Annotated in this window: 11 protein-coding genes; 9 read left to right on the top strand and 2 right to left on the bottom strand. The window is 44.4% G+C overall.

Annotated elements, in window-relative coordinates; genetic code table 11:
* Window positions 1-170 precede the first annotated feature (170 nt).
* Together CHH48_RS11020 and CHH48_RS11015 are read left to right on the top strand one after the other, a co-directional pair.
* Window positions 171-2,126 carry an ABC transporter permease subunit gene (locus CHH48_RS11020; RefSeq protein ID WP_095219304.1) on the top strand — a complete coding sequence of 652 codons (1,956 nt, stop codon included), beginning with the start codon at window positions 171-173 and terminating at the stop codon, window positions 2,124-2,126.
* Window positions 2,127-2,175: 49 nt separating this feature from the next.
* Window positions 2,176-2,676, top strand: a complete 501-nt coding sequence (locus CHH48_RS11015; protein ID WP_095219305.1) for a YwhD family protein — start codon at window positions 2,176-2,178, stop codon at window positions 2,674-2,676.
* Between the two features lie 41 nt (window positions 2,677-2,717).
* On the opposite strand, the gene CHH48_RS11010 is transcribed toward CHH48_RS11015, so the two are convergent.
* On the bottom strand, window positions 2,718-4,751 hold the full coding sequence (locus tag CHH48_RS11010) for a transglycosylase domain-containing protein (RefSeq protein WP_095219306.1): 2,034 nt from the start codon (window positions 4,749-4,751) through the stop codon (window positions 2,718-2,720).
* Between the two features lie 184 nt (window positions 4,752-4,935).
* Between CHH48_RS11010 and speE the strand changes: the two genes are divergently transcribed.
* Genes speE through argS form a run of 3 tightly spaced genes read left to right on the top strand, consistent with a single transcriptional unit; the run spans window position 4,936 to window position 7,926 of the window.
* A complete protein-coding gene (gene speE, locus CHH48_RS11005) occupies window positions 4,936-5,763 on the top strand; it encodes a polyamine aminopropyltransferase (protein ID WP_095219307.1) in 828 nt (275 codons plus the stop codon).
* A gap of 55 nt (window positions 5,764-5,818) precedes the next feature.
* Window positions 5,819-6,259: a DUF1934 domain-containing protein gene (locus tag CHH48_RS11000; protein ID WP_095219308.1), complete on the top strand. Its 441-nt coding sequence runs from the start codon at window positions 5,819-5,821 to the stop codon at window positions 6,257-6,259.
* Window positions 6,256-7,926: an arginine--tRNA ligase gene (gene argS / locus CHH48_RS10995; RefSeq protein WP_095219309.1), complete on the top strand. Its 1,671-nt coding sequence runs from the start codon at window positions 6,256-6,258 to the stop codon at window positions 7,924-7,926. The genes CHH48_RS11000 and argS overlap by 4 nt, the downstream gene beginning before the upstream one ends.
* Before the next feature lie 41 nt (window positions 7,927-7,967).
* On the opposite strand, the gene CHH48_RS10990 is transcribed toward argS, so the two are convergent.
* On the bottom strand, window positions 7,968-9,155 hold the full coding sequence (locus tag CHH48_RS10990) for a phospholipase D-like domain-containing protein (RefSeq protein ID WP_176466428.1): 1,188 nt from the start codon (window positions 9,153-9,155) through the stop codon (window positions 7,968-7,970).
* 276 nt (window positions 9,156-9,431) lie between these two features.
* Between CHH48_RS10990 and rsgA the strand changes: the two genes are divergently transcribed.
* The 4 genes from rsgA to CHH48_RS10970 all read left to right on the top strand — a co-directional run bounded on the left by rsgA (window position 9,432) and on the right by CHH48_RS10970 (window position 13,451).
* The gene (gene rsgA, locus CHH48_RS10985) at window positions 9,432-10,490 is read left to right on the top strand and encodes a ribosome small subunit-dependent GTPase A (protein ID WP_095219311.1); all 1,059 of its coding nucleotides are present in this window, start codon (window positions 9,432-9,434) and stop codon (window positions 10,488-10,490) included.
* 109 nt (window positions 10,491-10,599) lie between these two features.
* On the top strand, window positions 10,600-11,145 hold the full coding sequence (gene rpoE / locus CHH48_RS10980) for a DNA-directed RNA polymerase subunit delta (RefSeq protein ID WP_095219312.1): 546 nt from the start codon (window positions 10,600-10,602) through the stop codon (window positions 11,143-11,145).
* A gap of 179 nt (window positions 11,146-11,324) precedes the next feature.
* Window positions 11,325-12,932: a CTP synthase gene (locus CHH48_RS10975; protein ID WP_095219313.1), complete on the top strand. Its 1,608-nt coding sequence runs from the start codon at window positions 11,325-11,327 to the stop codon at window positions 12,930-12,932.
* Window positions 12,933-13,073: 141 nt separating this feature from the next.
* The gene (locus CHH48_RS10970) at window positions 13,074-13,451 is read left to right on the top strand and encodes a response regulator (protein ID WP_175073434.1); all 378 of its coding nucleotides are present in this window, start codon (window positions 13,074-13,076) and stop codon (window positions 13,449-13,451) included.
* Window positions 13,452-13,505 lie beyond the last annotated feature (54 nt).

Below are 13,505 nucleotides of genomic sequence, written 5' to 3'. Positions count from 1 at the left end.
ACTAGTAATATCAATATGCTATGTACTGTACATTTTAGTCTGCAAAGACATGTACATTTCTATTTAGTAAACTTACATTTTTGTATATAATTAACAGAATATTATATTATAATATAATAGAAAATTGAGGACGTAATCTAATTTGTAATAGGGAAGAAGAGTGGAATGAAATGCGAGCTGTCTCTTTTGTAGGATATTTGTTTGCTGGTTTGGTTGGACTTGTCCTGATAAGCTGTATCCCATCAATATTCATATCAGATTCATCAGGATATTTCAGTGCGGTTGCCGCTTTAACTGGGCAAATACTTGACCCTTCCCGATGGGTGTATGACCAAGGGTATGGAAGGGTGTATCCATTATTTGATTACCTTGCTCCTGCGATGACTTATTCTATGACAATCCTGATAGGAGCATTGCTGACAGGTTTTATAGGAGGATTACTGTTTGCAGTAGCTTCGTGTCTGCTGCCAAACAAAGTCGTATTTCCATTTAAAAGGCTGGGTTATTTATTTGAATCCATCCCGGATGTCATTTTAGCTTTCGGTATCCAATTATTCATTGTTTTCTTCTATAAACAATTTGGACTGCTATTATTCCGTTTCAGCTCTGCAGGACAAGAAGAAATCTATGTTTTGCCGATTTTAATACTGGCAATTCTCCCTTTTGTAACCTTCTACCGATTCGTACTGTCTATGCTGGAAGAGGAGCAGCAAAAGGACTACGTGCTATTGGCAAAAAGCAAGGGAGTGGGAAGAGAGGCTATCCTATTCCGTCACGTCCTGCCGAATATACTGCCATCTGCTTTCTTACATACAAAGGTTATTACTTGGGCTACGCTCTCAGCACTGCCAGCCATTGAATATTTAATGAATTTGTATGGTATTACAAGTATTTTGAAAGAGATGCTGCAGCCAGTGCAGAGTGTCGTTTTCTTCTTAATCTTAGCGGCATTTTTCGTACCATTTTATTTCATCTATTCCATTGCAGAGATGATCTTTGGGGAAAAGTCCCAAAACTCCTCTGCACCTGCATGGAAAGCGGCTCCGCTCGTTGGATCAAGGGGCAAAGGAAGCAGAATATTTTATTCTGGTGCTTCACACAAACAAAAGATTTATCGCAATAAAAAATTTATGGCAGGTTTTGTATTGGTTGCCTTGTTGTTTATCGGAAGCTGTATTTATACACTGGTGGCGGATCCGATTATCCAGGTAGATCAATATCAATATGATGATGCAGGTAATATGGTACAGAAAGCACCGTTCGGACCAGGAGAAGACTATTGGCTGGGAACGGATAGGCTGGGCAGGCATTTGGATGATCTGCTGATAGCAGGAGCAAAGTTTACAATCGGATTCGCTTTGTTGGTCGCAGCGTTGCGGATAGGCTGTGGGTTCATGCTTGCCATTCCATACGTCCTGCTTATGCCCGCAAGAGTCCGGAAGTTTCTTGACCAGTTGGCGGATGGATTGCATTATGTACCGCAGTCTCTGTTAGCAATAATGCTATTGATGCCAATTATCGCTCCAGGCTCGTTAATGTCCTTCCCAGAGAAGATCATCTGGCAAATTGTCATTCTACTCCTGTTAGTACTGCCGTTAACCACCATTCTGTTAGGAAAAGAAATACAGCAATCCCTATCAAGTTCTTATGTAACAAGCGGTGTTGTCTTAGGTGCGAGCCGCTTGCAGCTGTTAAGAAAACATGTGTGGCCGCAAATCAAAATCAGGTGTTATATCCTTTTCGGACAGCAAACACTTCAAGTAATAGTCTTATTTATTCATTTGGGCGTGTTTCAGTTATATTTCGGCGGTACAGTTGCTGGGGAAGAGGGTTTCTCCGCTTCTCCAGCCACTAGTGAATGGTCGTCGCAGATCTCCTTCCTCCGCTATATGTTAATGACTGGGCAGGGTTTTTATACAGTTAGTATCTTACTGGCATACCTGCTATTGATTGGCTGTATCCAACTAATGGTGGATGGATTGAAAGAGGTTGAGTTAAGAAGATTAGGGCTTAACCTTCCGAAGAAAGAAAAGAACCCAGAAACTTATCTGGCCGAAGCAGCTGCTGGTCTGACTGCATCATCTGATGCTTTCCGTTTCCATGATAAAACAATTGAATTGAAGTAATAATCCGACACATGCTACTATAGAAGCAAAAGTCGAGGGAGCGGTAAACGTGGAAAAGAAGAAGAATAATGCTTTCACGATCATGAAGGATGATTCTACAGACGGTCATGGCGGATACGGCGTAGGTTCGATCAGTCTCGAGAATATGAGTCCTGTCATTGTTGATCCGAATGAGAAAATGGCGTATGTTGATATGGCGGCGATGCATGCTCGCAGTCAAGTGGAAAGACGTGTGCGTTTTCAGCATGAGAAGGAAAAGGTACAAGATGGAAAGCTATATTGGATTGTCTGGGTGACGGTGCAAAATGGCGGCGATGGCCCTTATTACTTTGGAGCTGCTGCCAGCGAAATTCTTGTTGATCGGCCGAATCGTATTGCCTACAAGTCGATGCCTGAGCATGTGAAACATATGGAGCAGTCTATGAAAGGCAAGTATGTGCTCGATCATATGGATGAACTATCGAAGGAATTGCTGCTGGATTTCCTTAAGGAATACAAGCCGGAATTCTGGAGCAGGTCGCCAAAGGATTTAGAAAATCAATTGCAATAAATCAAAAGCCGCTTTCCCAAAAAGGGATAGCGGCTTTTTTATTAAAACAACCAATCAAACCAGCGTTTGCGTCTGTTCATCGGTTCTTCCTGATCGGGCTGGAGAGGGAACTCATCTAAATCAGGTCGGCAGTATAGCTTAGGTTCTGTACCTCGTACAAAATAAGTGAATCGGCGCTTTTCGCAATATGACGTGGAAAGAAAGCCGGAATCAGGATCCACAAACATACCTCGAACGCCGGCAGGAGGCCGGAATGCTTTGATTGGTTCGCCCTGATGCGCCGCTTCCATAAATCCGGCCCAAATCTCTTTGCTGTATGCAAGCTCCTTTACTTTCTCCATGGAGCGGTTATTATCATAGCCAGTCCAGACGGCAGTCACCAAGTCAGGACTGAAACCAACCATCCAGCTATCAGTCGTTGTTGTACCGGATTTTCCTGCATATGGCCGGCTTAGCTGATCCTTGATTGAGGCACCTGTGACACGCATATAGCTGCTAAGCGAGTCATCGAACATACCTGTCATCAAATCGGTGAGTACGAACAATCTTTTTTTATCCAGCTTGCTTTTGATTTTCTGCGGTTTATGAGTATAGATAGTCCTACCGTTTCGATCGACGATTTTTTCAATTGTATAGCTTTCAACCTGTTTACCGCCATTTGCTATCCGGCTGTAGGCAACACCCATCTCTTCGACAGACACCGGCGAAGTTCCAAGAGCGAGGGATGGAACTGCTTGTAATTCACTTGTGATACCGAGCTTCTTGGCATCTGCAGCAATCTTTTCTGCACCAACCATTAAATTCGTTTTCACTGCATAAATATTATCCGACATCGCGATAGCTTCTACCATTGTGATTTCATCATTTGCATAATAGCCATGAAAATTACCAGGTGCATATTCTCCGCCATCCGGCAGTTCAAAGGTCGTCTCTTCGCTTCTTAACTGTGTCATCGGTGTAAAACCGTTTTTCAGGGCTGTGTAATAAACAAAAGGCTTAAATGCGGAGCCTGGCATACGTTTAGAAGTAGTAGCTCTGTTATACGTACTCGCTTTGTAATCAGTTCCGCCGACCATAGCTGTGATTGCACCAGTATCTGGATCTATAGCAATTGCTCCTGTCTGCAGTTCTGTATCAGCCGGAATCGTATCTGCTATTTGTGTTTCTAATTTAAGCTGCTGATCAGAATCCATCGTTGTATAGACGTGGTACCCAGCTGTTGCAGCTTGATCCTCGTCCATCTCCAGAACATCGGCTAGTTCGTCTGTAATATAATCCTGGAAGTAACCGGCACGTCTGACTGTTTCCCGTTCCTGCTCTGTTGAGAGCGACACAGCTGGAAGCGATTCGGGTTCAGTGATGTAACCTTCATTCTGCAGCAGTCCGTAAATATATTCCTGCCTTTCATCGGCAAGCTCTTTATTTTGAAAAGGGGAGTAGTAGGAGGGCCCTTTTGGTATACCGGCAAGCAGTGCCGCTTCAGCAGCTGTTAAACTGCCAGGATCTTTATCCATATAATAATCGCTCGCTGCCTGGATACCGTACATCCCATGCCCGTAATAAATCGTATTAAGATATCCTTCCAATATTTCATCCTTCGAATAAAACATCTCTAAGCGGATACTGTATATTGCTTCCTTGAATTTTCGTGCCCACGTCTTATCATTCGTTAAGTAAAGATTCTTGGCATATTGCTGGGTAATGGTGCTGGCTCCTTCAACCTTGGCACCAGCCTTGATGTCCTGCAGGGCGGCAGCGAATATACGTTTCCAGGCAAAACCATGATGCTTGTAGAAGTTCTTGTCCTCTGCCAGAATAGTTGCATGGATCAAGTGAGGAGAGACTTCATCCAAGGCTATCCAGCGTTTTTGTGTGTTGCCGTACTGTTCACCGAGGATTGTGCTGTCATTCGCATAAAATGTCGTACTCCATTTATTTGTCATCGGAGGAGGCCCCATCAGATAACAGATGAGGAGCAGTCCGCCGATGGCAGTAATCACGCCTCCGAGAATGACGGCTGCCAGCCTTTTTGGCCGGAGCCACTTCTGCCAACTGGCTATCGGAATCCGAATCAAATCTATCGCCTGCTTCCTTCATGGTGTCAAAAACAGTATCGGCTTATAGTAGGATAATAAACATCGGAAAGGGTTGCTTTTTTTCGGATTTTCTCTATAATTTGATTGTTTAAAGCTATAAAAATGACCAACACTAGTTGCGAGATGATATAGGATTCTACACATAGAGGAGTTTTGACAGCTAATGGAACTTTGGTATACAGAAAAGCAGACAGATAGCTTTGGTATCACAGCAAAAGTGAAGCGTTCCCTTCATAGTGAGCAGACTGATTTTCAGAAATTGGACATACTCGAGACCGAAGAATGGGGTAATATGCTGACATTGGACGGCATGGTTATGACGACAGAGCGTGATGAGTTCGTCTATCACGAGATGGTAGCGCATGTGCCATTGTTCACGCACCCGAATCCTGAGAACGTGCTGATTGTAGGCGGAGGAGACGGCGGTGTTATCCGTGAAGTACTCAAGCATGACAAAGTGAAAAAAGCGACGCTTGTTGATATCGACGGCAAAGTTATCGAGTATTCCAAGAAGTTCTTGCCTTCCATCGCAGGTAAAATGGATGATCCTCGTGCAGATGTGCGCGTCGGTGACGGTTTCATGCATATAGCTGAAAGTGAGAACGCTTATGACGTCATTATGGTTGATTCGACAGAACCAGTAGGACCAGCAGTTAACTTATTCACGAAAGGCTTCTATGCTGGGATTGCAAAAGCGCTCAAAGAGAATGGCTTGTTCGTTGCGCAGACAGACAATCCGTGGTTCAAAGCTGACTTGATTTCACAAGTGTACAAAGATGTGAAGGAGATCTTCCCGGTAACAGAGCTATACACGGCGAATATCCCTACTTATCCAAGTGGTCTATGGACGTTCACGTTGGGCAGCAAGGTGCATCATCCGAAAGAAGTGAAGGAAGAACAGTTCCAGCCAATCGAAACAAAATACTATACACCAGAGCTGCACAAGGCTGCTTTTGTCCTGCCGAAATTCGTACAGGACTTATTGAAATAAAAATGGAGAGACGCTTCCGTGGGGAGCGTTTTTCTTACTGAAAGGGGAAAGCTGCATGCGCCAGACAAAAATTCCGGTATGGATCGAGATGAATACGGCAATAACGGAGGAAGACGACACCGAATACACAACTTTACGGGCAGCCGGTACCTATTCCGCAAATGGGGGATTGACAGTCGTCCATTTCACCGAGGAATCCGAAGAAGTCGGAGAAACGAAGACGTTGATTACCATCATAGCTGATAAGGTGAGTATCAAACGCTCAGGCGGATTTGAAATGAAGCAAGTTTTCATAAAGAATCAGCCGACAGAGAACGTATACCGCCATCCTTATGGTACAATGCATATGGAAACAAGCACACACGCGATGACGTTCTCGCCGCTGGCAACTGGCAGCCCGGCGGAACTTACGATAAGCTATACAGTAACTTTAAATCAGGCGCAGTCTAGAAGACATGCACTGACGTTGCGTGTGCAGGAGGAGAGTAACGGATGAATATCGTACAACAAACAGAACAAAAATTAAAAACGGCGATCCAGGATGCTGTTTTAAAGGCTGGCTTAGCTGATAAAGAAACAATTCCGGCTATCGTTTTAGAGCAGCCGAAAGATAAAGCGCATGGCGATTATGCAACGAATATTGCGATGCAGCTTGCTCGTGTTGCAAAAAAAGCACCTCGTGCAATTGCAGAGGACTTGCAGAATAACTTTGATTATAATCAAGCACCTGTAGAAAAGATTGAAATTGCCGGACCAGGATTCATCAACTTTTTCATGCGTAACAGCTATCTTGGTGAACTAGTATCCACTATTTTAGAAGCAGGCGATAATTTTGGCCGCACGGACGCAGGTAAAGGAGAGAAAGTTCAAGTTGAATTCGTTTCGGCGAACCCGACCGGTGACTTGCACCTTGGACATGCCCGCGGTGCAGCAGTAGGGGATTCTCTTTGCAACATCCTCGATGCAGCAGGCTATGAGGTTGGACGCGAATATTATATCAATGATGCTGGTAACCAGATCGACAACCTTGCCCGCAGTGTGCAGGCGCGTTATCTGCAAGCGCTTGGACAAGATGCCGAGATGCCGGAGGATGGCTATCATGGTAAGGACATCATTGGTATCGGGAAACAGCTTGCCGAAGAGTATGGGGACAGCTATGCAGCGAAGCCAGAAGAGGAACGCCTTGCTTTCTTCCGTCAATATGGATTGACGTATGAACTCAAAAAGCTGGAGAAGGATCTTGCTGATTTCCGTGTTCCATTTGACGTGTGGTATTCAGAAACTTCTTTGTATCAAGACGGAAAGATCGATACGGCATTGGCGACACTTCGTAAAACTGACTATGTCTTTGAAGAAGATGGAGCAGTTTGGTTCCGTTCAACAGAGTTCGGTGATGATAAAGACCGTGTACTTATTAAACAAGATGGCAGCTATACGTATCTGACTCCGGATATCGCCTATCATAAAACAAAACTGGATCGTGGATTCTCCAAGCTAATCAACGTATGGGGAGCCGATCACCATGGCTATATCCCGCGTATGCGTGCTGCTATTCAAGCACTAGGCTATGACGCCGATACACTGGAAGTTACGATCATCCAGATGGTCAACCTGTTCGAAAATGGCGAAAAGGTGAAAATGAGTAAACGTACTGGAAAAGCAGTTACACTGCGTGAATTAATGGAAGAGGTCGGCATCGATGCGATGCGTTACTTCTTCGTTATGCGTTCCAGTGACTCTCATCTTGACTTCGACATGGATTTGGCAAAATCACAATCAAACGAAAACCCTGTTTTCTATGTGCAGTACGCATATGCCCGGATCAGCACGATGCTCGCGCAGGCTGCTGAAAAAGGATTCCAGACAGAAGGTTCATATGATGCGAGTCTTCTGACTGCAGAGAAAGAATTGGATCTTTTAAAACGTCTTGGAGAATTCCCGCAAGTAGTCGCAGACGCGGCTGAAAAACGCATGCCGCACCGCATCACGCAATATAGCTTTGACCTGGCTTCTGCACTCCACAGCTTCTATAATGCGGAGAAAGTATTGAATCCAGATAACGAAGAGCTAACCAAAGCGCGGATCGCGTTGATGAAGTCTGTTCGTATCACAATTAAAAATGCACTGCGTCTCATCAGTGTGGAAGCACCAGAAAAAATGTAAAAATACAAAAGCCCGTCAGCAGAAATGCTGGCGGGCTTTTTCTATAGGTAATTACGCAATGGCCTAAAAAGGATACCGGTCACCTTAGCAATCCATGGGCGTTTTTGTATAGTCTTAACTGAAGCTGCAATGCTTGATTGTTCATCTTTTTTCCAAAGAGCAAGCAGCTGGGCATAAAAGAGGTCGTTCTCCCTGATAGTCACAGTAAGCTCCTTATTAATTAGCAGACTCCGTCCATCCAGATTGGCAGAACCGACAGCACACCATAATCCGTCACTAAGAAGGATTTTGGCATGATAAAATCCATTCTGATACAAGTTGATTCGTACGCCGTGCTGCAGCAGACGTCGGGCAAAGTGGAAAGACACTTGATTGACAACATAATGGTCCACTTTGGAAGGAAGCATCAGCCTGACATCGACACCTCGTTCTGAAGCTCGTTTGAGGGCAGCCTCGACACGTCTGGTCGGAGCACAGTAAGGTGTGCCGATATAAAGGTATTCCCTCGCATGATGTATTTGGTGCAGGAGCCAATCTTCGTAGCCAGCTGACTCTGTAATAACAACCTCTATCTGCGCTCCATCAAGTGCAGGAGATTGTTTCGGTAATACGTGAAATGGATCTCCCCAGTCAGAGGCAAATAATTGTACAAATGTGTATACTGCCTCACCTTCGAGCTTGACGACGCAATCACGCCAGAAACCAAAACGTGGCTCCTTACTCAAGTATTCTTTTCCAATATTGAATCCTCCGATATAGACACTGCGCTGATCAATGATGGTCACTTTCCGGTGGTTACGGAAGTTCAGGTTATACAGGAAATAAGGAAAGCGTGGAATATTAGCAAATCGGAGCATAACACCCGATTGGCGCAGACGCTTTCGTTCTTTTCGGGGTAAGCGGTAGCCGCCGATTCTGTCCAGCAGGAAGCGGATTTTGATTCCTTCCTGTGCTCGTTTTTGCAGTAATTCTGTCAACTGCTGTGTAGGTTTGTCCCATTTTACAAGAAAGAACTGGATATCCACTGACATCTGTGCAGCTTTTATGTCACGGATCAACGCGTCATAGAAGTTGACTCCGTCATCGAACTTGGAAACAAAGGCATGCTTATGACCGACCAGCTGATTGACTGCATTTCTTTTGCTGTACTTCCTGCCAAGCGACAAGTCCACCCATACAAGTACTATTATGAGGAACAGGAGAGCCAGCAGGAGGAAAAAGATATACATATACTGACCTCCTTTCCTCAAGTAATAATAGGCTTTACAAATATAGCCAATATCATGTATCATATAAACAAATCAGAGCGAACGGTAAAGCCGGACGCAGAAAGGGATGATGATTATGTTGACAAACACGATGATGAAAAAGCCGTCCGTCACTATGCACATCCCTTCTGCTCGTCTGGAGTAGCAGATTATTTCTGCTATTTAAACTTCTAGTGGGAGGGCTGTGCAAACAGTCCTTTTTATTATGGCTAAAAAAGCAACCATTAGGAGGAAAACATGAACGAAGCATTGAATTTATTAGGATGGAATGACGAATTGGAAGCAGTAAAGCAAATATATGATAAGGCTTTGACGCCTGCTCGTATCGTGCTGGAGCATAAACATATGTACAGAGTGCTGGATGACCGAGGAGAAATGCTTGCGACAGCATCAGGGAAGTTTCGGCAAACTGGGGATTTTCCAGCTGTCGGGGATTGGGTGTTAGTCGATGCCCGGCATGAAGAAGGGAAAGCGACAATACACGCTTTACTGCCACGGAAAAGTAAGTTTTCCCGCAAAGAGGCAGGAGCGGTGACAAAGGAACAGATTGTCGCAGTGAATGTCGATTACGTGTATTTGGTTATGGCGTTAAATCAGGATTATAATCTTCGCAGACTGGAACGCTATTTATTGGCAGCTTATGACAGTGGTGCATCACCGGTCATCGTTTTAAGCAAAGGGGACCTGTGTAGGAACTTGGAGGAGAAATATAGTGAAGTGGAAGCAATAGCTCCAGGTGTGCCTATCCATGTTACGAGCGCAGTTGACAGAAGAGGAATTGACGCGATCAGCAAGCAGCTAGCTCCCGGTATAACCGCGGCCTTCTTAGGTTCTTCAGGTGCAGGTAAATCCACCCTTGTCAACATGCTGTATGGAAAAGATGTACAACTGGCAGGGGGGATTCGTGAAGATGATGGCAAAGGCAAGCATACGACAACGCATCGTGAGCTCGTACAGCTGCCAGGCGGCGGCATGATTATCGATACCCCTGGCATGCGTGAACTGCAGCTATGGGATCAGCAGCACACTGGTGTGTCAGCAGCTTTTACCGATATTGAACAATTGGGAGAAACATGCCGTTTCCGTGATTGCACACACAACAATGAACCTGGATGCCGAGTGCAAGAGGCGGTGCAGACCGGTGAGCTGGAGGAAGAGCGGCTCCGCAGCTATTTTAAGCTGCAGCGAGAGCTTCAGTATCTTGATAATAAGACATCTGCCAAAGCACAGCTGGAACAGAAAAAACAGTTCAAACAGCTATCAAAGCAAGTCAAACAAGGTAAAAAACGCCGCTGATCTGAAGAAATATTGCATTTTGATAGGCCTGGCAATATAATGTAAGGTATGGTTCTAAAACGGTAGACGTGAACATAACCAACTTATGGATAAAGGGAGTGCTGTGACAGTGGGTTTGAAAGAATACAGCAAAGAAGAGCTTGCTGACTTTTCCCTCGTGGAATTGACGAATCTGATTCTTGAGGAAGAAAACAAAGCAACCGATTATAAAGAGTTATTCAATAAAGTAGCTGACATCAAAAAATTGAGCTCCAATCTACGTGAAGAATACTTGCTTCAGTTCTATACGGACTTGAACGTAGATGGTCGCTTCATGACAGCAGGATCCAATCTTTGGGGATTGAAAAGCTGGTATACAGTGGATCAATTTGACGAAGATGTTACAGTTGAACCTACGAAGAAAAGGAAGAAACGTGTGGCGGAGGAAGATGAGGATCTTGACGATCTTGAAGAAGACTTCACACTGGACGAAGAAGGCTTTGACGAAGATTTCGGCGATGAAGAGGAAGATGACGATCTAGCTGACGATGACGTCGCGGAAGATGATTACGAAGGTGATTATCAAAGTGAGGACACAGACGAAGATACTCGTGAAATCGTCGGAGAAGACATGCATATTACTGGTGAAGAAGATGACGATGAGGAAGACCGCTAAGCGAATTATAATCGCTGAATGTTATTGACTTTACACTGTAGAATCAGTATTATTTTATGTGGGCTCTTTAATTGTCCGAAGACGCGTTCCCTTAACAAAGGGGACGCTTTTTATTTTTTATCAAACTTTTTTAAGGACATGGGTATTCTATAAATAAATGCTAGAAATGAGGGATTACATTGACAAAGTATATCTTTGTTACAGGAGGAGTTGTATCTTCTCTAGGGAAAGGCATCACAGCGGCGTCACTAGGCCGTTTGTTGAAAAATAGAGGCTTGCAGGTGACGATTCAGAAATTTGATCCATATATCAATGTGGACCCAGGAACAATGAGTCCATATCAGCACGGAGAAGTCTTCGTTACAGAAGATGGCGCAGAAACGGATTTGGACCTTGGTCACTATGAACGTTTCATCGACATCGATTTGAATAAATATTCCAACGTAACAACAGGTAAGATTTATTCTACTGTATTGAAAAAAGAACGCCGCGGAGATTATCTTGGAGGGACTGTCCAAGTTATCCCGCACATCACAAATGAAATCAAAGACAAAGTATTCCGTGCCGGCAAACAAACGAACGCAGATGTTGTCATCACGGAAATCGGCGGAACTGTAGGGGATATCGAATCCTTGCCGTTCTTGGAAGCGATTCGTCAAATCAAATCCGATATCGGACGTGACAATGTGATGTATCTGCATTGTACACTTGTACCTTTCATCAAGGCAGCAGGAGAATTAAAAACAAAACCTACACAGCATAGCGTAAAAGAACTTCGCTCACTTGGTATCCAGCCAGATGCAATTGTTCTTCGCTCTGAAATGCCTATCAGTCAGGATATGAAAGAAAAAATTGCATCATCTTGCGATTTGGAAGTCAATGCAGTTGTTGAATGTATTGATGCCGATACACTTTACGATGTACCGCTAGCATTACAGCGCCAAAACTTGGATCAGTTTGTTTGCGATCATTTCAAATTGGAATGTCCGCCAGCTGATATGACAGAATGGTCCGCGATGGCAGCGCATGTAACAAATCTTAAGAAAACTGTTCGCATTGCATTAGTAGGAAAATATGTGGAACTGCAGGATGCGTACATTTCCGTTGTGGAATCTCTGAAGCATGCAGGCTACCCTTATGACACAGATATCGAAGTGAAATGGATCAATTCTGAGGATGTAACAACTGATAATGCAGAGGAATTACTTGGCAATGCAGATGGTATCCTTGTACCGGGAGGATTCGGTGATCGCGGTATCCAAGGTAAAATTGAAGCAATTCACTATGCCCGTACAAGAAATATTCCATTCCTGGGTATCTGCCTAGGTATGCAGCTGGCAACTGTCGAATTCGCACGTAATGTGTTGCATCTTGAAGGTGCACATTCCAGTGAGATCGATCCGCTTACTCCGCATCCAGTTATCGACTTGCTGCCTGAACAGAAGGATATTTCCGATCTTGGCGGTACATTGCGTTTAGGCGTATATCCATGCCGTCTGCAGGATGGTACGAAAACAAAAGAAGCTTATGCTAATGAAGATGTTATCTATGAGCGTCACCGCCACCGTTTCGAGTTCAATAATCAATACCGTGCCCAGATGGAAGAAAAAGGCCTTGTCTTCTCTGGTACAAGCCCTGATGGTCGCCTGATTGAAACTGTCGAAATCAAGGATCATCCTTGGTTCGTTGCTTCTCAATACCATCCGGAGTTCAAGAGCCGTCCAAACCGCCCGCACGCCTTGTTCCATGGTTTTGTCGGAGCATCTTTACAGCATAAAGAAAACTGATTGTACGACCGTATACAATATTTTGAGTGGAGAAGCAGGAATTTGGAGCTTTTTACTAGAAAAAGGTGTAATTGGGTCACAGCAGTGAACATTATGTCGAAGCAAGCTGTTGCTTGCTTCGTTTTCTAGGGGGATATGCGGATGAGTAAGCACGTGTTGATCGTGGATGACCAGCCAGGTATCAGAATTTTGCTGGAGGAAGTCATCCGGGAAGAAGGACATGAAGTGATTTCCGTCGGCACAGGAGCAAAAGCTCTTGATCAGATAAAAAGACAGAAGCCGGATTTACTGCTAATCGATTATAAGCTGCCGGTGCTCGATGGACCAGCGGTACTAGATAGGCTGAAGGAACAGGGTTTGTCTATCCCGACAATCATGATGAGTGGATTGGCGGAGGAAGCAGAAACTTTCTTGCAGAATTATGACTTTCTAATTTGTGTGCTTGCTAAGCCTTTTGACATACTAAATGTGCGAAAACTGGTGAATCAAGCAGTAAAACAGGGGTCGAATCAAGTATAAAAAGTGCAGGAAATGTTGCACCATGACGGGTGAGTTGGTATTCTTATGTATGGA

Source organism: Terribacillus saccharophilus (assembly GCF_002272075.1).
Taxonomy (GTDB): domain Bacteria; phylum Bacillota; class Bacilli; order Bacillales; family Amphibacillaceae; genus Terribacillus; species Terribacillus saccharophilus_A.
Note: the sequence above shows the minus strand (reverse complement) of the source record. Positions and strands in the feature narration are given on the sequence as shown.

Coding starts and splice junctions, on each gene's coding strand:
- CHH48_RS11000 (WP_095219308.1), top strand. CDS start 5,819: ATGCGCCAGACAAAAATTCCGGTATGGATCGAGATGAATACGGCAATA.
- CHH48_RS11020 (WP_095219304.1), top strand. CDS start 171: ATGCGAGCTGTCTCTTTTGTAGGATATTTGTTTGCTGGTTTGGTTGGA.
- CHH48_RS10970 (WP_175073434.1), top strand. CDS start 13,074: ATGAGTAAGCACGTGTTGATCGTGGATGACCAGCCAGGTATCAGAATT.
- speE (WP_095219307.1), top strand. CDS start 4,936: ATGGAACTTTGGTATACAGAAAAGCAGACAGATAGCTTTGGTATCACA.
- CHH48_RS10990 (WP_176466428.1), bottom strand. CDS start 9,155: ATGTATATCTTTTTCCTCCTGCTGGCTCTCCTGTTCCTCATAATAGTA.
- argS (WP_095219309.1), top strand. CDS start 6,256: ATGAATATCGTACAACAAACAGAACAAAAATTAAAAACGGCGATCCAG.
- rsgA (WP_095219311.1), top strand. CDS start 9,432: ATGAACGAAGCATTGAATTTATTAGGATGGAATGACGAATTGGAAGCA.